General features: G+C 72.9%; 19 protein-coding genes. 8 read left to right on the top strand and 11 right to left on the bottom strand.

The annotated features are described in order from the left end of the window. The first annotated feature begins 43 nt into the window (after positions 1-43). Positions 44-1,681 (top strand): ABC-F family ATP-binding cassette domain-containing protein, encoded by a 1,638-nt coding sequence (locus tag JWR81_RS00950; protein ID WP_297645478.1) that lies wholly within the window; start codon positions 44-46, stop codon positions 1,679-1,681. Between the two features lie 51 nt (positions 1,682-1,732). Here JWR81_RS00950 and JWR81_RS00945 read toward each other — a convergent pair whose 3' ends face one another. From JWR81_RS00945 to JWR81_RS00905, 9 genes are all read right to left on the bottom strand, one after another. Next, entirely contained in the window at positions 1,733-2,035 is a 303-nt protein-coding gene (locus JWR81_RS00945) for an adhesin (RefSeq protein ID WP_297645475.1), read from the bottom strand. Positions 2,036-2,130: 95 nt separating this feature from the next. Continuing rightward, entirely contained in the window at positions 2,131-2,961 is an 831-nt protein-coding gene (locus JWR81_RS00940) for an aldo/keto reductase (RefSeq protein WP_297645472.1), read from the bottom strand. Between the two features lie 23 nt (positions 2,962-2,984). Continuing rightward, positions 2,985-3,848, bottom strand: a complete 864-nt coding sequence (locus JWR81_RS00935; protein ID WP_297645469.1) for a patatin-like phospholipase family protein — start codon at positions 3,846-3,848, stop codon at positions 2,985-2,987. Between the two features lie 174 nt (positions 3,849-4,022). Further along, a complete protein-coding gene (locus JWR81_RS00930; protein ID WP_297645466.1) occupies positions 4,023-6,890 on the bottom strand; it encodes an FAD-binding and (Fe-S)-binding domain-containing protein in 2,868 nt (955 codons plus the stop codon). A gap of 5 nt (positions 6,891-6,895) precedes the next feature. Continuing rightward, positions 6,896-7,384, bottom strand: coding sequence for a zinc ribbon domain-containing protein (locus JWR81_RS00925; RefSeq protein WP_297645463.1), 489 nt, complete (start codon positions 7,382-7,384; stop codon positions 6,896-6,898). 50 nt (positions 7,385-7,434) lie between these two features. Continuing rightward, entirely contained in the window at positions 7,435-8,724 is a 1,290-nt protein-coding gene (locus JWR81_RS00920) for a hydroxyacid-oxoacid transhydrogenase (protein ID WP_297645459.1), read from the bottom strand. Next, positions 8,721-9,533: an N-acyl homoserine lactonase family protein gene (locus JWR81_RS00915; RefSeq protein ID WP_297645456.1), complete on the bottom strand. Its 813-nt coding sequence runs from the start codon at positions 9,531-9,533 to the stop codon at positions 8,721-8,723. The genes JWR81_RS00920 and JWR81_RS00915 overlap by 4 nt, the downstream gene beginning before the upstream one ends. Before the next feature lie 80 nt (positions 9,534-9,613). Next, positions 9,614-10,300: a GntR family transcriptional regulator gene (locus JWR81_RS00910; RefSeq protein WP_297645487.1), complete on the bottom strand. Its 687-nt coding sequence runs from the start codon at positions 10,298-10,300 to the stop codon at positions 9,614-9,616. Between the two features lie 33 nt (positions 10,301-10,333). Continuing rightward, positions 10,334-11,446, bottom strand: a complete 1,113-nt coding sequence (locus JWR81_RS00905) for a TerD family protein (RefSeq protein WP_297645453.1) — start codon at positions 11,444-11,446, stop codon at positions 10,334-10,336. Between the two features lie 142 nt (positions 11,447-11,588). On the opposite strand from JWR81_RS00905, the gene JWR81_RS00900 reads away from it, so the two are divergent. From JWR81_RS00900 to JWR81_RS00880, 5 genes are all read left to right on the top strand, one after another. Next, on the top strand, positions 11,589-11,723 hold the full coding sequence (locus tag JWR81_RS00900; RefSeq protein ID WP_297645484.1) for a DUF4177 domain-containing protein: 135 nt from the start codon (positions 11,589-11,591) through the stop codon (positions 11,721-11,723). Between the two features lie 9 nt (positions 11,724-11,732). Beyond that, a complete protein-coding gene (locus JWR81_RS00895; RefSeq protein WP_297645450.1) occupies positions 11,733-12,641 on the top strand; it encodes a 1,4-dihydroxy-2-naphthoyl-CoA synthase in 909 nt (302 codons plus the stop codon). A gap of 93 nt (positions 12,642-12,734) precedes the next feature. After that, positions 12,735-13,895: an o-succinylbenzoate--CoA ligase gene (gene menE / locus JWR81_RS00890; RefSeq protein ID WP_297645447.1), complete on the top strand. Its 1,161-nt coding sequence runs from the start codon at positions 12,735-12,737 to the stop codon at positions 13,893-13,895. 125 nt (positions 13,896-14,020) lie between these two features. Next, on the top strand, positions 14,021-15,427 hold the full coding sequence (locus tag JWR81_RS00885; protein WP_297645444.1) for a hypothetical protein: 1,407 nt from the start codon (positions 14,021-14,023) through the stop codon (positions 15,425-15,427). Between the two features lie 9 nt (positions 15,428-15,436). Further along, positions 15,437-16,318 carry a 1,4-dihydroxy-2-naphthoate polyprenyltransferase gene (locus JWR81_RS00880; RefSeq protein WP_297645441.1) on the top strand — a complete coding sequence of 294 codons (882 nt, stop codon included), beginning with the start codon at positions 15,437-15,439 and terminating at the stop codon, positions 16,316-16,318. Here JWR81_RS00880 and JWR81_RS00875 read toward each other — a convergent pair. Further along, a complete protein-coding gene (locus JWR81_RS00875) occupies positions 16,295-16,729 on the bottom strand; it encodes a DUF4229 domain-containing protein (RefSeq protein WP_297645438.1) in 435 nt (144 codons plus the stop codon). The two genes, JWR81_RS00880 and JWR81_RS00875, sit on opposite strands and share 24 nt — an antisense overlap. Before the next feature lie 193 nt (positions 16,730-16,922). Here JWR81_RS00875 and JWR81_RS00870 point away from each other — a divergent pair, with 193 nt between their 5' ends. Beyond that, a complete protein-coding gene (locus JWR81_RS00870; RefSeq protein ID WP_297645481.1) occupies positions 16,923-17,135 on the top strand; it encodes a BldC family transcriptional regulator in 213 nt (70 codons plus the stop codon). Between the two features lie 100 nt (positions 17,136-17,235). Continuing rightward, positions 17,236-17,451, top strand: a complete 216-nt coding sequence (locus tag JWR81_RS00865; protein ID WP_297645435.1) for a hypothetical protein — start codon at positions 17,236-17,238, stop codon at positions 17,449-17,451. 7 nt (positions 17,452-17,458) lie between these two features. Here the strand turns inward: JWR81_RS00865 and JWR81_RS00860 are convergent. Beyond that, positions 17,459-18,528, bottom strand: a 1,070-nt coding sequence (locus tag JWR81_RS00860) for a MinD/ParA family protein (protein WP_297645432.1), incomplete at its 5' end; no start/stop codon positions are given.

The raw sequence follows: 18,528 nt of genomic DNA, 5'->3' as shown, positions 1-18,528 counted from the left end.
CGCGAGCAGCGGGTCCAGGGATGTCGGTACCGTCGGTTCCCTCATGAGCGCGACCCTGCAGGCCACCGATCTCGCCGCCGGCCACGGCGCCCGCGTGCTGTTCTCCGGCCTCGACCTCGTGATCGCCCCCGGCGACGTCGTCGGGCTCGTCGGGGCGAACGGGGCGGGCAAGTCCACGCTGCTGCGGATGCTCGCCGGCGAGCTCACGCCGGAGGACGGGAAGATCGCCGTCAGTCCGCCCGAGGCGACGATCGGGCACCTCCCGCAGGAACCGGACCGGCGACCCGGCGAGACGGTCGCGGAGTTCCTGGCCCGCCGCACCGGCGTGACGGCCGCGCAGTCCGCGATGGACGCCGCCGCGGAGGCGCTCGGCGAGGGTGCCCCGGGCGCCGACGACGCCTACGCCATCGCGCTGGACCGCTGGCTCGCCCTCGGCGGCGCCGACCTCGACGAGCGCGCGGGCGAGGTGGCGGCCGAGATCGGGCTGGCCGTCGACCTGTCCGTGGAGATGACGGCGCTCTCGGGCGGGCAGGCCGCCCGCGCGGGGCTCGCCGCGCTGCTGCTCTCGCGCTACGACGTGCTGCTGCTCGACGAGCCCACCAACGACCTCGACCTGGACGGGCTGGAGCGCCTCGAGCGTTTCGTCCAGGGTCTGCGGAGTCCGGCCGTGATCGTCAGCCACGACCGCGAGTTCCTCGCGCGCACCGTCACCAGCGTCGTCGAGCTGGACCTCGCCCAGCAGCGTGTGGACGTCTACGACGGCGGATACGAGAGCTACCTCGCCGAGCGCGAGGTAGCCCGGCGGCACGCCCGCGAGGCCTACGAGGCGTACGACGACAAGCTCGGCGGGCTCAAGGACCGCGCCCAGATGCAGCGCAACTGGATGGCCCAGGGCGTCCGCAACGCGCGCCGCAAATCGACCGACAACGACAAGATCGGCCGCAACAAGCGCGCCGAGACCAGCGAGAAGCAGGCCGCGAAGGCACGCCAGACGGCCAAGATGATCGAGCGGCTCGACGTCGTCGAGGAGCCCCGCAAGGAGTGGGAGCTGAGGATGACGATCGCCGCGGCGCCGCGCTCGGGCACCGTCGTGGCGTCGATGTCGGGGGCGGTGGTGCATCGCGGGTCGTTCACGCTCGGGCCCATCGACGCGCGTGTCGACTGGGCCGACCGCATCGTCATCACCGGCGCCAACGGCTCGGGCAAGACCACCCTGCTCGGCGCGCTGCTGGGCCGCATCCCCGTCGACGGGGGCACGGCCGGCCTCGGCTCGGGCATCCGACTCGGCGAGATCGACCAGGCCCGCGGGCTGTTCCTCGGTCCCGAGCCGCTCGCGCGGGCGTTCGGAGACGCGGTGCCGGACTGGAGCGAGTCCGACGTCCGCACGCTGCTCGCGAAGTTCGGGCTCACCGGCGACCACGCGCCGCGCCCGGCGGAGTCGCTGTCCCCCGGCGAGCGCACGCGCGCCGCGCTGGCGCTGCTGCAGGCCCGCGAGGTGAACCTGCTGGTGCTCGACGAGCCCACCAACCACCTCGACCTGCCCGCCATCGAGCAGCTGGAGCAGGCGCTGGACGGCTTCGGCGGCACCGTGCTGCTCGTGACGCACGACCGCCGCATGCTGGGCTCCGTGCGCACCACCCGGCACTGGGCCGTCGAGGACGGGAAGCTCGCCGAGAAGTAGCCGGAACGACAGCTCCTCGCGGGAGCCGCCCTGCTGTGTCGGGTCTGCCGGTCAGGCCTCGGGCTGCTGCGGTCCGATCGCGAACCGCAGCTCCTCCTCGCCGTTCGCGCCCTGGACGGGCTGGACGTCGAGCACCTTGTCGTCGAGCACCTGGGCCGCGGTCTGCTCCAGGAAGACGGTGACGCCCTCACCGGACAGGACGACGTCGTCGGCGTCCGGCTGTCCGGCGAGCGAGAGCTCCAGCCCCTGCTCGGGGTCCGGCGCGGCGATGCGCAGGCCCCCGCCCTCAGGCAGCTCCGCGTCGGTGGTCAGTGACTTGATGGCTTCGGCCGCGAGATCGGTGATTGCCAGCATGGGCGACCACGGTAGGGGCGATCGGCCGACCTCGCAGCGCGAAGCGCTCACCTGCACAGCGCGAAGCAGTCATCGGCACAGCGTGGAGCGCCCGCTCAGCCGAAGTCGTCCGGGTTCGGGCCGACGCGCGTGCCGTTGTCGAGCTCACCGATGATGGCCATGTCGTCGCCGGCGAGCTCGAAGTCGAACACGTCGATGTTCTCCGCGATCCGCGACGGGGTGGTCGACTTCGGGAACACGATGTCGCCCAGCTGGATGTGCCAGCGCAGCACGATCTGGGCCGGCGACCTGCCGTACTTCTCGGCCAGCCCGGCGAGGCTCTTCTCGTGCAGGAGGTCGCCGCCCTGGCCGCCGATCGGGCTCCACGCCTCCGTGGCGATGCCGTGCTCCTGGTGGTAGGCGCGCAGCTCGGCCTGCGGGAGGTAGGGGTGCAGCTCGATCTGGTTGACGGCCGGGACGGTACCGGTCTCGGCGGTGAGCCGCTCGAGGTGCGCGAGCTGGAAGTTCGAGACGCCGATCGCGCGCGTCTTGCCGTCGGAGGCGAGCTTCTCGAACGCGCCCCACGTCTCGACGTACTTGTTCTCGGCCGGGCGCGGCCAGTGGATGAGGAAGAGGTCGACGTGGTCGAGCCCGAGCTTGCGGAGACTCTCGTCGAGTGCCGGGATGGCCTTGTCCGCGCCGTGCTTGTCGTTGTCGAGCTTGGTGGTGACGAAGAGCTCGTCACGCCCGATGCCCGACGCCGCGATGGCCTGGCCGACCTGCTCCTCGTTGCCGTACATCTGGGCGGTGTCGATGTGCCGGTAGCCGGCGTCGAGCGCAGCCCGGACGGTCCTCTCCGTGTCCTCGGGCTTCACCTGGAAGACGCCGAACCCGAACTGGGGGATCTCGACGCCGTTGTTCAAGCGGATGTTCGGTACCTGAGCCATGTCCTCGGGTACCCGGCCGCGATCTATTCCGAACTGTCGGAAGGGCCACCCCACACGGCCGCGACCGCCTCGGCCACCGCTGCGGCCTGCGCACGGCCCGCCCGTGCGGACGCCGCGCGCTGCGCCGGGTCCAACACGTTGCGGCCGATGGCGGCGACAGCGGCGGCGTCCGGGCTCACCACCGCGACGTCGGATCCGCTCGCGCGCAGGACCGCGACCTGTGGGTCCAGCCCCGTCATCGGCCCGATGCCCCGCGTGCTGGGCGCGAGCACAACCACGCGGGCGGATCCCGCGGCGAGGTCGGCGTTGTTGGGCGAGCGCATGCCGCCGTCGATGTAGCGGCGGTCGCCGATCGTGACGGGCGGCCACACGCCGGGCACCGCGCAGCTCGCGGCGACGGCCGACACCAGCGGCACACCGGAGTCGCGGTCGAACACCCGGAACGCTCCGCTGTGCGCGTCGACGGCGGTGACGCGCAGGGCCCGCTGCGGCCACTCGTGCACGGGCAGGCGCTGGGCGATGACGTCGATGCGCTCCTGCTCGGGCACGGTGCTCGTGCGGAGCGCGAGAGTGCCGAGGCGGGCGCGGACCTTCTCCGGCGAGCGCGGACCCGCGACGAACGCCAGCCCGAAGCGGAGCATCAGCTTCCGGCCCAGCGTGGCGGCGATCTCCCCGTCCGGCGGGGCGAGCTGGGCGGCGTAGCGCTCCTCGACGTCGACACCGGTGGCCACCTGGGCCCCCACGACCGATCCCGCCGACGTGCCGATCACCAGGTCGGCGCCCGTGAGGTCGACCCCGCGCTCCGCGAGCCCGGGCAGCAGACCCAGCTCCCATGCGATCCCGGTGATCCCACCCCCGCCCAGCACCAGTGCCCGCCCCGTCGTCATGGCGTGATCATGTCAGCCTTCGCCTCGGCGGGCCGGGCCACTGCCGCGCGGCGGGCCCACAGCCGGTTCACCGGCAACGGGTCCTCGGAGTTCCCGAGCTGATCGTCCGACGTCAATCCGGCGTCCAGAGGGCCGAATTCCGGTCGGACGGTCAGCTCGGCCGGCGTGCCGGAGTCAGGGCCGCAGGCCCAGGGCGGTCGCCGCCATCTGGGCCAGGTGCACCGGTTCGCGGGTGCCGGCCTGGCGGAGCTGGGTGCGGCAGCTGAAGCCGTCGGCCAGCACCGCCACCTCGGCGTCGGCAGCGCGCACGGCCGGCAACAACACCCGCTCCGCGCACGCCATCGACACCTCGTAGTGGCCCTTCTCGAACCCGAAGTTCCCCGCGAGCCCGCAGCAGCCGGAGTCGAGCACCTCGGCGTCGACGCCGAGCGCCGCCATCACGATCCCGTCGGCGTCGGTGCCGATCTCCGCGTGCTGGTGGCAGTGCACCTGCACGAGAGCCCGCTGCTTCGGGCCGACGGCGGCGTCGCGCAGCTGGTCGGCGTGTTCGGCGAGCACCTCGGCGAACGTGCGGACGCCCGTGGCCAGCGATGCCGCGAGCGGTTCGTCGGGCAGCAGCTCCGGACCGTCGGCCTTCAGTGCGGCCGTGCACGACGGCTCCAGCCCGACGACGGGCACACCCGCCGCGAGCCACGGCTCGATTGTGCGCAGGCTGCGGCGCAGGACCTTGCGGGCGGCGTCGACCTGGCCGGTGGAGGTCCACGTGAGCCCGCAGCAGACGTCCCGCGGCGGCAGTTCGACGGCGTACCCGAGCGAGGTCAGGACGGCGACGGCGTCCACGGCGACGGCGGGATCGAAGTGGTTGGTGAAGGTGTCCGGCCACAACAACACCCGTCCCCGGGACGCCGCCGGGTCCTGGTCACGTCGCGCGGGCTCGTTGCGGTTGTCCGCGGTGTAGGTGCGTCGTGCGATCGGCGGGATCGTCCGTTCCGGCGTGATGCCCCCGAGCTTCTTCGCCAGCGCGGCGAGCGGGCTGCGGGCGAGGGCGTTCAGGAGGTCCACCCCGCGAGCCGGCAGCTTGCCGACCAGACCCATCCACCGCGGCAGGGCCCCCATCGCGTAGTGCGACGCGGGGCGGACCTTGCCCTTGTAGCGCTGGGCCAGGAACTCCGTCTTGTACGACGCCATGTCCACGCCCACGGGGCAGTCGCGTTTGCAGCCCTTGCACGACAGGCAGAGGTCCAGCGCCTCCTCCACCTCGGGTGCCTGCCAGCCGCCCGTGATGACCTGGCCGTTGGCCATCTCGAACAGCAGCCGGGCGCGGCCGCGGGTGGAGTGCATCTCCTCGCCGGTGGCGCGGAAGCTCGGGCACATCACGCCGCCGCTCTCGGTGACGCACTTGCCCACGCCCAGGCAGCGGCGGGTGGCGCGGGTGAACGAGCCGCGGTCGTGGCCGAAGGCCAGCGCCGGCTCGTCGCGGATCGTGGGCAGGCCGACGAAGATCCGCAGGTCCTCGTCCAGCTTCGCGGGACGCACGACGCGGTCGGGGTTCATCCGGCCGCTCGGGTCCCAGATGCCCTTGAACTCCTCGAACGCCCGGATGATCTCCGGCGGGTACATCCGGGGCAGCAGCTCGGCCCGCGCGGCGCCGTCGCCGTGCTCGCCCGACAGCGACCCCCCGTGCGCGACGACGAGATCCGCCGCGTCCTCCATGAAGCCGCGGAAGACCGCGATGCCCTGCTTCGTCAGAAGGTCGAAGTCGATGCGGACGTGCAGGCAGCCGTCGCCGAAGTGGCCGTAGTAGGTGCCCTTGCGGTCGTGCCGGCTCATCAGCGCGTCGAACTCGCGCAGGTAGGCGCCGAACCTCTCCGGCGGCACCGCTGCGTCCTCCCAGCCGGGCCACGCCTCGCCGCCGTCGGGGCTGCGGGTGAGGATGCCGGCGCCGTCCTCACGGATGCGCCACAGCGCCTTCATCCGCGCGGGGTCGCTGACCACCAGCGCGCTCTGCGTGTACGGCTTCATCGCCGTGACGACGTCCTGCGCCGCGGCCTCGGCCTCCGCGCGGGTGGCGCCGCCCGTCTCGACGTAGAGCCAGCCCCCGCCCTCGGGCAGCGCACGGGAGGCCGTCTCGACGGGGTTGGACGCGCGCAGGGCGGCGATCAGCCCGGCGTCCATGCCCTCGATGGTCAGCGGGCCCAGCTCGCGCACGACCGTCACGTGATCGGCGGCGAGGTAGGCGTCGGGGAAGCCCAGCACGGCCAGCGCGCGGGCGGCCGGTGACTCCACGAGCCGCACCGTGGCCCCCAGCACCGTGGCGCACGTGCCCTCGGTGCCGACGAGCGCGCGCGCCAGGTCGACGCCGTTCTCGGGCAGCAGCTGGTCGAGGTTGTAGCCCGACACGCGGCGGGTGAGGTCGGGGAACGCGGTGCGCACCAGGTCGGCGTAGCGCTCGCCCAGGCCGCGCAGCGCGGTGGGGATCCGGCCGGTCGCGGGCGTGCCCGGCCCCAGCTCCAGGCGCTCCCCGGCGTAGGTCAGCACGTCGAGCGCGTGCACGTTGTCGACCGTCTTGCCCCACGCCACCGAGTGGGAGCCGCACGCGTTGTTGCCGATCATCCCGCCGAGCGTGCAGCGGTTGTGGGTGGACGGGTCCGGGCCGAACGTCAGGCCGTGGGGGCGGGCGGCGTCGCGCAGCTTGTCGAGCACGAGACCGGGCTGGACGCGCGCCGTGCGGGCCTCGGGGTCGATCGACTCGATCCGGTTGAGGTGCTTGGTGAAGTCGAGCACCACCGCGGTGTTGACGGCCTGCCCCGCGATCGACGTGCCCGCACCGCGAGGCAGCAACGGCACGTCGTAGGTGGAGCACACCGACACCGCCGCCTCGACGTCATCGGTGTCGACGGGCGTGACGACGCCGATCGGCACCCGCCGGTAGTTGGAGGCGTCGGCGGAGTACATGGCCCGCGCAGCGGCGTCGAACTGCACACGGCCCCGCACCCCCTTGACGAGCGCGGCGTTCAGATCGGCGATGTCGGAGGGCAGCACGGGATTCAGTCTGCGCCCCCGGTGGACGTCGTACCGCCCGCGCCGGACGTGGGCTTGGACGCAGCAGGAGGAGCGGCGGCGGGCTTCTCCGCATGACCGTGCCCGTGCCCATGGCCGCCGTGGCCGTGACCGGCCGCGCCGCCGATGGGTGCGTCGCCCGCGCGCAGCGGGGCCCCGTGGTAGCGGCCCTCGTGGGCGATGATCGGGCGCTGGTCGCCCGCGAGCTCGGGGTGCTTGGCCTCCAGCTGCTGGCGGCGGTCCCACTGGCGGCGCATGCCCGTGACGTAGTCGCGGTCGCCGTTGTAGGTGCCGCGCCACGTCTGGGGCATCTGCTCCTTGGCCAGGCCCGCGTCGGCCTGCCCGCCGAGGCTGAAGCCTGCCGGGATCTTGCGGGTGTCACCGCCGCAGTCGGGACAGCCGGGGGCGGCCGCGTCGAAGCTGGTCAGCTGCTCGAACCGCAGCCCGCACTCGCATTTGAAGACGTAGATCGGCATGGGGCCTCCGGTCAGGGTGGGCGGGGCCGTGCGGGCCCCGCCCACCCGCGTCACCAGTTCTCGACGGACCGGGTCAGGATCCCGGCGATGTCGTCCTCGGTCGGCGTCCTCGGGCACGTGGCGAGCAGGCGGGCCTGCTTCATCGTGCCCGGGACGAGGTCCGGGACGTCGGACTCGGTGTAGCCGACGCCGCCGATCCCGTTCGGGATCCCGATGTCCTGCATCAGCCGGATCAGCACCGACGGGAGCTGCTCGGACGGATCGCTGTGCTTATCCGCGTCGGGGTCCATCATCGCCGCCGCTTTCAGGTGCCGCTCCGGTGCGCTCTCGAAGGAGAACCGGAATGCCTCCGGCGCCGTGAGCGACACCGACTGGCCGTGCGGCACCATCGGCTCGTCCTGCGGGTAGCCGGCCGGGCGGTAGTCCTTGACCATCCCGGCGATGGGGTAGGCGTTGGCGTGCGGGATGTGCACCCCGGAGTTGCCGAAGCCCATGCCCGCGAACGTGGCCGCCATCATCATGTTGGAGCGGTCCTCCAGGGCCCCCTCCCGCACCGAGCCCCGGAACGACTGCGCGATGAGCCCCATGGCCTTCTCGCACCACAGGTCCGACACCGGGTTCGAGCCGCAGTAGGTGACCCGCTCCTCGGGCTTCTTGCGGTCGAAGCTCGTGTAGTAGCGCGCCGTGTAGCTCTCCACCGCGTGGCAGACGATGTCCATGCCCGACGCCGCCGAGACCTCGGCCGGCAGCGACATCGTGAGCAGCGGGTCGATGACCGCCAGCGTGGGGCGCAGCCGCCAGTGGCTGATGCCGGTCTTGACCTTCATCGACAGGATGTCCAGCACGCACATCGCGGTCGACTCCGAACCGGTGCCCGCCGTGGTCGGCACGGCGATGAGCGGCTTGAGCTGCCCGGGAGGCGCCTTCGCCGCACCGATCGGCTTGTTGATGTAGTCCATCAGCTCGCCGGGGTGGCTGGTGAGCAGGTTGATCGCCTTCGCGGTGTCGATCGCCGAGCCGCCGCCGACCGCGATGAACCCGTCCCACTCGCCCTGGACGCGGGCGTACTCCACGGCCTTGTTCATCGAGTCGTCGGTGGGCTCGACGTGCACGCCGTCGAAGATCTCCGAGTCGATGTCGTAGCGCTTGAGGGTGTCGGCGATCCGCTGCGGGGCGCCGATCGCGTTGATCCCCGGGTCGGTGACGATCAGGACGCGCCGCACGCCGTACTGGGACATCTCGAAGCCGATCTCGTCCGACGCGCCCGCGCCGAACTTCAGCGGCGGCGCGCCCCAGGTGAAGATCGTCTCCTCGGCGAGCTCGATGCCGCCGGCGGTCACGTGTACGAGTCCTTCGGGCCGACGCGCAGCTGGCGGATCTGCTCGGCGTCGTGACCGAACACCATCTGGGCGCCCGTCTGCTCCTGGATGCCGCGCAGCTTCTCGACGGACGAGTAGAAGTCCTCGAGATTGTTGACGATCGCCGCGGGTGTGGCGGGCGGCCCGTAGCTGTCACCCATGTACACGGCGTCCGAGGTGAAGATCATGGTGCCGGTGTCCGGGAGGTCCACCTGCATCGACATCGTGCCGACGGTGTGGCCCGGGGTCTCGATCAGCTTCACGCCGGGCAGGAAGTCGGTGTCGCCGGAGACGGTCTGGAACTCCAGGCCCTCGTAGTCGGTCTTGAGGTGCGCACCGGTGAACAGCCCGTCGAAGCCGAAGGCGAAGTCCTTCTCCTTCTCGTGGCAGACGAGCTTCGCGTTGGTGTCCTTGAACATCTGCACGTTGCCGGCGTGGTCGAAGTGCAGGTGCGACAGGATCACGTAGTCGATCTCGTCGAGGCCCACGCCGATCTGGTTGAGCCGCGAGTCGAGGTACTCGTCGTCGCTGACCTTGTCGTAGGGGAAGAAGTCCTGCAGGCCGGTCGGCCCCCAGCGCTCCTCCCAGTCACGCGGGCAGCTGGTGTCCCACAGGACCTTGCCCTCGTCGGTCTCCACGAGCACGCAGTGCGTCGGGACGTCCACCCAGGGCGCGGGGCCGTCCTTGTGATGCCGGTCCGTGATGGACAGGCCGGGCTTGAGCAGGAGCCAGGTCAGGTCGGCCGTCATCGCACCACAGGGAATGACGGTGACCTTGTTCGCGGTCGCCACGGGGAGTCCTCTCGACGTCGAGGGGTCGTGCTCGCGCGCTCGGACGCGCACGGTCAAGGTGGCATGTGACATGCCACTCGTCAATCCGTGCGCACCCCCTGATCGGTCCATCCCAGGTCGATCTCGACGCTCCCCACCTTCACGCCACTCTCCTGGGCGAGGAGCAGCTCGGCGGTGTGCAGCACGTGGGCGCGCATCGCGGCGGCCGCGCCATCGGCGTCACCGGCCTCGATCCGCTCCAGGACGGCGAAGTGCTCACGCACGATGTCGTCGAGGGTGCGCGACGAGCGGGCGGTCGACACACCGCGGCGCAGCACCGTGTCGCGGAGCCCGTCGACGTACGCGGCGAGCCGCGTGTTGCCCGAGGCCTCCAGCACCGCCCGATGGAAGCGCCGGTCATTCTCCCAGAGCTTGAACTCGTCGTCGGCCTCCGCCGCGCGCTCCATGGCCCGGTAGAGCCGCCGCAGCTCCTTGCGGCCCGCCGCGTCGATCTGCTGGCAGGCCCGCCGGGTGGCCGGCACCTCGAGCAGCAGCCGCAGCGCGAAGACCTCCTCGAGGTCGTGCACCGACGTCTGCAGCACCCGGACGCCGCGGTTGCGCTCGAACCGCACCATGCCCTGCTGCGCCAGCTTGATCAGCGCCTCGCGGACCGGCGTGCGCGACACCCCGAGCTGCGTGGCGAGCGTCTGCACCGAGTGCAGCGTGCCGGGCGCCAGCTCCCCCGAGATGACGGCGGCGCGCAGCGCGTCGAGCACCCGGGCGTTCATCGACTCGGCCTGGCGGAGCTGTTCCACGCCCGGCTACCGCAGCCCGCGGACGACGGTCTCGGCCGGCCCGTACATCGCCCGCGCCGTCTTGCCGTCCTGGAAGTCGCCGATCGCGGTCATGTCCCAGGTCGGTCCGGATCGGTGCAGCACGCACATGATCACGCCGGTGCTGGGCTCCGAGTCGGTGAGGTCGAAACGGACCAGCTCGGCGCCGGAGTCGAGGTCGAGCAGCCGGCAGTAGGCGCTGCGCACCTCGGTGAACTTCTGTCCCTGGAACGAGTTGACGACGAACACCAGCGCCTGGGCCTCCGCCGGGAGCCGGGAGAGGTCCACGATGATCGTCTCGTCGTCGCCCTCGCCGTCGCCGGTGAGGTTGTCACCGGAGTGCTCGATGGCCCCACGGTAGGCGCTCTTGCTCATGAACCAGACGGACTCGACCTTCTTGCCCCGCCCGTCCACCACGATCGCCGACGCGTCGAGGTCGATGCTCCGGCCCGAGGCCGCGGGGTCCCAGCCCAGCCCCATCGCGACGCGGCGCAGCGCGGGAGCACCGGTCTTGACCAGCGAGACGGTCTGGCGCTTCTGCAGCGACACCCGGCCCTTGTCGAGATCGACCTTCCCGGTGCTCGCCGGCGCCGCAGCGGGAGGCGGCGCGGGTACGTCCTCCTCGACCGTGATGCCGTAGTCGGTGGCGATCCCGGCCAGCCCGTCGGCGTAGCCCTGCCCGATCGCACGCACCTTCCACCGGCCGTCCCGCCTGTAGATCTCGACGCACAGCAGCGCCCGCTCGGGGCCGAGGCCGTCGGGCTCGAAGACGGCGACGGGCGTGCCGGCCACGGCGACATCCATCCGCAGGCCGCCGAGCGCGCCGAACGTGGCCGGCCCGCGCCCGTCGAGACTGGCGGTGACCACGACCTTCTCGATCGCCGCGTCGACCCGGTCCGGTTCGATGTCGACGCCGGCCGGGTCGTAGCGCACGCCGGGCGCGGTGGGCTGGTTGTAGAACACGAAGTCGGCGTCGCCGCGGACCTTGCCGCTCCCGGTCACCAGCAACGCGGAGATGTCCACGGGCGAGCTCGCCGTGACGCGCACCGCGACGGGACCGGACGGCAGCGGGGCGTTCGCGCCCTTCGGGAGGTACTGCACGGCCGCGATCCTGCCAGCGGACCCGCCCGCGTGGGGGCTTCGCCGCCGGATCAGGCGGCGGCGACGGCCCCGCGCACGGGCGTCGCCGCCGGGACGACGCGCAGCCCGTCGCGGGGGAACAGCGCCACCGTCGCCAGCACCGCTGGAGACGCTCCTGGACGACGAGGCCGCCGACGGGTGGCGGCTCGAGGCGATCACCAGCACGGAGGTCGAGGGACGCGTCGGGCCGGGTGGCGTCGACGGGCTGCCGGCCACGCTGGAACGACCCGCTCAGTAGTCTCGATCGGTGGCCGAGACCGTTTCCGAACTGTTCGATCCTGCGGCGTGGCGGGAAGTGCCCGGGTTCGACTTCACCGACATCACCTACCACCGCGCCGTCGACACGGGCGCGGTGCGCATCGCGTTCGACCGCCCGGAGGTGCGCAACGCGTTCCGCCCGGGCACGGTCGACGAGCTCTACCGCGCGCTCGAGCACGCGCGCACGACGTCGGACGTCGGGTGCGTGCTGCTGACCGGAAACGGTCCCTCACCGAAGGACGGCGGCTGGGCGTTCTGCTCCGGCGGCGACCAGCGCATCCGCGGCCGTACCGGCTACCAGTACGCGTCCGGCGACACCGCCGACACGGTCGACCCCGCCCGCTCGGGGCGGCTGCACATCCTGGAGTGCCAGCGGCTGATCCGGTTCATGCCGAAGGTCGTCATCGCCGTCGTCAACGGGTGGGCGGCAGGCGGCGGCCACTCGCTGCACGCCACCGCGGACCTCACCCTGGCCAGCGCCGAGCACGGGCGCTTCAAACAGACCGACGCCGACGTCGGGTCGTTCGACGGCGGCTACGGCTCGGCGTACCTGGCCAAGCAGGTGGGCCAGAAGTTCGCGCGCGAGATCTTCTTCCTCGGCCGCACGTACACCGCCGAGGAGATGCACCACATGGGCGCGGTCAACGCCGTGGTGCCCCACGCCGAGCTGGAGGCCACCGCGCTGCAGTGGGCGAAGGAGATCAACGGCAAGTCGCCCACCTCGCAGCGGATGCTCAAGTACGCCTTCAACCTCGCCGACGACGGGCTGGTCGGCCAGCAGCTGTTCGCCGGCGAGGCCACGCGGCTGGCGTACATGACGGACGAGGCCGTGGAGGGCCGGGACGCGTTCCTGGAGAAGCGCGACCCCGACTGGGGCGCCTACCCCTGGCACTACTGACATGCCGCTGCGGCACGTGATCGGTGGTGGGGGTGCCGGTCGTCGCCGGCAGGCGCTCGTGGGCGGCCCCCCGTCCCCGGTCGGTGACCACCGGTGAGCGGGCTCCGGACGGTCGCCGTCGACGGCTCCCCCGCGGGCATCGGTGCGCTGGCCACCGCGCTCGACACGGCGATGAACGGTGGGCCCGCGGTGCTGCCGCTCGGGCCCGGCGCGAGCGTCCCGGCCGCGGCCTCGACCCCGGCGGGCGGAGCGGCCGTGGTGATCGCGACGTCGGGGTCCACGGGTGAGCCCAAGCTCGTCGCGCTCTCGGCCGCCGCATTGCGCGCCTCGGCGAAGGCCACGGCCGACCGCCTCGGCGGCCCCGCCCGGTGGCTGCTCGCCCTGCCAGCCGAGCACGTCGCCGGGGTACAGGTGATCCTCCGGGCACGTCTCGCGGGGGCCCCGCCGGTGGTGCAGGACCTGCGGCCGGGGTTCCGCGTGGACGACTTCACCGCCGCCACCGCCGCGCTCGGCGACGGACGGCGGTACACGAGCCTCGTGCCCACGCAGCTGCTGCGCGTCCTCGACGCCGGCGGCCCCGCCCTCGACGCGCTGCGCAGCTACGACGCGATCCTCGTCGGCGGCGCCGCGCTGGAGCCCGGCCTGCGGAGCCGTGCCGTGGACGCGGGGGCGCGCATCGTCACCACGTACGGGATGAGCGAGACCTGCGGAGGCTGCGTCTACGACGGCGTGCCGCTCGACGGGGTGGTGGTCGACCTCGACCCCGACGGCCGGGTGCTGCTCGGCGGGCCCACGCTGGCCGATGGCTACCTCGGACGCCCCGAGGAGACCGCCGACACGTTCGTCGGGGGCCGGTTCCGCACCGGCGACCTCGGACGCTTCGCCGACGGTCGACTGGAGATCCTCGGCCGCGCCGACGACGTGATCATCACCGGCGGCGAGAAGATCGCGCCGGCCGCCGTCGAGCGCGTGCTCGCGGCCCAGCCGGGCGTCCGCGCGGTCTGTGTGGTGGGCGTGCCCGACCCCGAGTGGGGTCAGGTCGTGGCCGCGGCCGTGGTGCGGGGAGCAGACGCCGCCGAGGGGTGGGTCGAGCCGTTGCGCGCCGCCGTGCGCTCCGAGCTCGGACGCGCTGCCGTCCCGCGCCGCGTGATCTCCCTCCCGGAGATCCCGGTGCGCGGCATCGGCAAGCCGGACCGCCGCGCGGTGGCACACCTCGTGACCATCGACGACGGCGTTATACACTCGCCCGGGTGACGAACTGCTACACCCCATGGGCTCGATCACTCTGCGTTGATTGACTGCTACACCATCATCCGGTCTGCTGCGTCCCGGGCGGCACTTGCGTCCCAGACGTCACACGGGGAGACCACAGCATGCGGATGAGGCTGCGCACCGCGGCACTGCTCACGATCGCAGGCGCGCTGACGGCCGGTTCGGTCACGCCGGCCCTGGCCGCGCCGCCCGAGGTCGCCACGTGGAACGCCGACCTCGGCGCGGGCGAGGCGACCGGGATCGACGTCGCCGCCGGGTCGGCCCGGCTCGACCCCGCCACCGCGTTCGTCGCACCGGTCGACGACGGGGGGCTCGCCGAGGGCGCCCAGAGCGTGCCGACCGGGCTCCTGACGCTGCCCGAACGGCGCCTCGGCGCCATCACCGACCGCGTCGACTCCGCGGTTAGGGGCGACGTGCCCGCGGGCACCACCGCCTCGGTGGACGTCCGTGGGATGCGGGCCAGCGGCAACTGGACGGAGTGGATCCCCTCCACCCCCACCACCGAGGGCGGGAGCACCACGCTGCCGGAGGCGACGTCGGAGGTGCAGGCGCGGCTGGTGCTGACCGGGGAGGGCCCCGCGGTGCCGATGGTGCGCGGCGTCACCCTGACCGCCCGGCCCGCGAGCCGCGGCGCCGAGGGCACCGCCGACGCCACGGCAGGCGCCGAGGCCGCCCCGCTGAACTTCCGCGTGTTCGCCACCCGGGAGGGCCTGGCCGGCAGTACGACCGCCAACGGGCACGTGATCGCCGATCGCGACCACTTCGTGGCCCTGCCGTCGCGCCGCGCCCTCTCGCCCAAGGACACGAGCGACTACTCGGTGAAGGTCTGCGCCCCCACCGGCAAGTGCGCGTTCGCACCGGTGTGGGACGTCGGCCCGTGGAACACCAAGGACGACTACTGGAACCCGCCCGCGCAGCGCCAGTCGTTCACCGACCTGCCGCAGGGGACCCCGGAGGCCCAGGCCGCCCACGACACCGGCTACAACGGCGGCAACGACGGGTTCGGCCGCAAGGTGGCCAACCCGGCGGGCATCGACCTCGGTGACGGCATCTTCTGGGACGCGCTGGGGCTCACGGACAACTCCTACGTGACCGTGGCCTATCTGTGGACCGGCGACGTCCGTCTCTCCAAGGTGGTCGGCAACGACCCGGTGAACGTGCTGGCCGCCCCGAACGCGGGCGCGAAGGTGGTCGGCGTGGCCGTCGAGGGCGCCGCGGTGCCCGTCCAGTGCGAGCTCTCCACGGGCGGCAGCTCATGGCTGCAGATCGGCATCGGCCAGTTCGTCACCGCGGCGGCCGTGCCGCAGGCCGGGCAGGTCGGCCCGTGTGCGACCACGGCTGCCGCTCCGGTGGCGACCCCGACGGCTGGCACCACCACGACCGCCCCGGAGACGCCGGGCCCGACGAGCGGGACCGCCCCGACCAGCTCCGCAGCGACCAGTGCGACGACCACCACCGCGTCCGCCACCATCCCGGCTCGGGAGGCCGCGAAGCCCACGGGCGCCGCCGGATAACGTTCACCCGTGGCCACCCCCGCGCAGTGGATCGAGGGCGCCCGTCCGCGCACCCTCCCGACAGCGGTGTCCCCCGTGCTCGTCGGCACCGGGGCCGCTGTCGGCGACGGGATCGTCGCACCGGGACTCGCGCTGCTGGCGCTCGTCGTGGCCGTGGCGCTCGTCATCGGCGTCAACTTCGCCAACGACTACTCCGATGGCATCCGCGGCACCGACGACGACCGGGTGGGGCCGCTGCGCCTCGTCGGGTCGAAGGCGGCCGCGGCCACCACGGTGCGCACGGCCGCGCTGATCTGCTTCTCGATCGCCGGGCTCGCCGGTCTGACGCTCGTCTCGCTGAGCCGCCAGTGGTGGTGGATCGCGGTCGGGGCCGTGTGCGTGGCCGGGGCCTGGTTCTACACGGGCGGTAAGCGCCCCTACGGCTACGCGGGCCTCGGCGAGGCCGCCGTGTTCGTCTTCTTCGGCCCCGTGGCCGTGCTGGGAACCGACGTCACGCAGACGGGGTCGGTGGGCCCGCTCGCGATCGTCGCCTCGGTGGGCGTGGGCATGCTGACCTGCGCCGTGCTCGTCGCCAACAACCTGCGAGACATCGCGGGCGACGAGGTGGTGGCCAAGCGCACGCTCGCGGTGCTGCTCGGCGCCACCGACACCCGCAGGCTCTACGTGGCCCTGGTGACCGTGCCGTTCCTGCTCTCGATCCTGGGAGCGCTACGCAGCTGGCCGCTCGCCCTGGGGCTGCTCGCGGCCCCGCTGGCCGTGGTCCAGGCGCGCCGTGTGCTCGGCGGCGCCGACGGCCGGGCACTCATCCGTGTGCTCGGCCAGACCGGGCTGCTGCTGCTCGCCTGGTCGGTGGCCACCGCCGTGGGGCTATCGCTGGCCGCCGTCGTCTGAGGGCCGCGTCCCGGCATCGGACGTCGCCGGGTCGGCAGCGAGGTCGGGGGCCGGGTCGGCAGCGGGGTCGGCAGTGGGAACAGCGCCCCCGTCACCGCGCAGGCGGGCCCGCAGCGCCTCCCGCTCCGCCGAGCGCCGGGCCCCGGCCACCGCGACGGCCGTGTCGAGCCGGGAGCGCAGCCCGCGGAACAGCACCATGGACAGCGGCAGCGCCACGATCAGCCCGATCAGGATCGAGAGGACGACCGGTACACCGGCGACGACGAGCAGTCCGGCGACGACTGCCACAAGCCCGACGCGCGCGAGCGCGTAGAGCAGTACGGTGGCGACGAGGCCGGGCTCCCGCCGCGGCGCCGCTGCAGGGGTCGACCCGGGCGCCGGGTCGGGCGATGACGAGGTCGGGTACGACATACCCCGAGCCTACGACCGGCGGCGGAAGGTCGCCGCGAGCCGCCTCCTCTGCTGTGTGGTTCCTGTGAAACCTGTCCGGTTCGTCCTTTAAGAGCCCTTTACCTCCGGACAACCGTTCGAGTACGTGGGGTCCCAGGTGTCACGATGGCCCGGTAACAGCGGCAATTGTTGGAGGCCCACCATGACGATCACCATGCCGAGCAGCGGTAACGAGCGCCTGCTCACCCCGGGCGAGGTGGCCACGCTCTTCCGCGTCGACCCCAAGACCGTTACCCGCTGGGCGTCGGCCGGCCGGATCGGTTCGATCCGCACGCCGGGCGGCCACCGCCGGTTCCGCGAGTCCGAGGTCCGCAGCATGCTCGCCGACCTCACCAGCGAGGCCACGCTGCCACCGGCGCACTCCTGACGAGTACTCGAGCACTACACCGCCGCGTTCGCGGGTGAACCGGGCAGTTCATCACCCGGCCACCCGCGAACGGCTAACCTCGACGGCGGAGGTGGTACCGATGTTGTTCCTCATCGCGTTCGTCGGCGCCGCGGTCATCGCCCTGGTGCTGTGGAGGGCGATGAACACCGCCAGGGCCGAGATCCCGCAGCAGGACCCCGGGCGGCCGCAGGCCGCGCCGCAGCGCACGCGTGTGAGCGGGCCGGACGACGACCCCGACTTCCTGCGTCAGCTCGACGAGAAGGTCAAGCGGCGCGACGACCCGCCCGCCCCCTGAGCTCCCGCTAGCCCGGTGCCCCCTCGAAGGCGTCGGCCACGGAGGCGGCCAGCTTCAGGAGCGCGAGCCGGGTCTCCGGCTCCAGTCGGTCCAGGTCCACCTCGGCGCCCTCCTGCAGGTGGGCGTCGAACGGGATGCGCACCACCGAGCGGCAACGCGCCGCGAAGTGCTCGGCCACCCGGTCCAGGTCCACGCCGCCCGACGAGCGGCTGACGCTGTTGACCACCGCCACCGAGTTCCGCACCAGGTCCCCGTGCCCGTGCGCGTCGAGCCAGTCCATCGTGGCCGACGCGCTGCGCGCCCCGTCGATGGAGCTCGACGACACGATGATGAGCTGGTCGGCCACGCCGAGCACCCCGTACATCGCGGAGTGCATCAGTCCGGTGCCGCAGTCGGTCAGCACGATGTTGTAGAAGTGCTCCAGCAGGTTCACCGTGCGCCGGTAGTCGTCCTCGCTGAACGCCTCCGACACGGCCGGGTCCTGCTCGCTGGCCAGCACCTCGAGCCGTGACGGCCCCTGCGAGGTGTAGGCGCGCACGTCGGTGTAGCGGCGCACGCGCTGGGCGTCCCGCAGCAGGTTGCGCACGGTGGCGCTGGTCTCCAGCGGGATCTTCTGGCTGAGCGTGCCGCGGTCGGGGTTGGCGTCCACCGCCACCACGCGGTCGCCGCGCAGCGACGCGAACGTGGCGCCGAGCGTGGCCGTCATCGTGGTCTTGCCCACGCCGCCCTTGAGGCTCAGCATCGCGATCTTGTAGCAGCCCAGCAGCGGCTGGTTGACGCGCACGGTGAGCTCGCGGCGCTCGATGTCGGCAGGGCTCTCGCCCGGGTTCAGCAAACGCCCGGACAGCACGTAGACCAGCCGGCGCCAGCCCGACTGCGGTGGCCGCTTCGAGGGCCGCAGCAGCCGCGCCGAGGACAGGTCGGGGTTGGCCTGGTCGGGGTTGCGGGCCTGCTGGGCCTCCTGCGCGGCCACGGCCCCCGGGTCGGTCCAGCGGGTGGCGGCGCGCGGCGGCGTGTCCGCCGGCGCGGAGGGAAGCGGCGACGGCTCCTGCGGCCCCGCCGGGGCCTGCTGTGGCG

This window comes from Pseudonocardia sp. (genome assembly GCF_025965585.1).
In the GTDB taxonomy this organism is placed as follows: domain Bacteria; phylum Actinomycetota; class Actinomycetes; order Mycobacteriales; family Pseudonocardiaceae; genus Pseudonocardia.
Note: the sequence above shows the minus strand (reverse complement) of the source record. Positions and strands in the feature narration are given on the sequence as shown.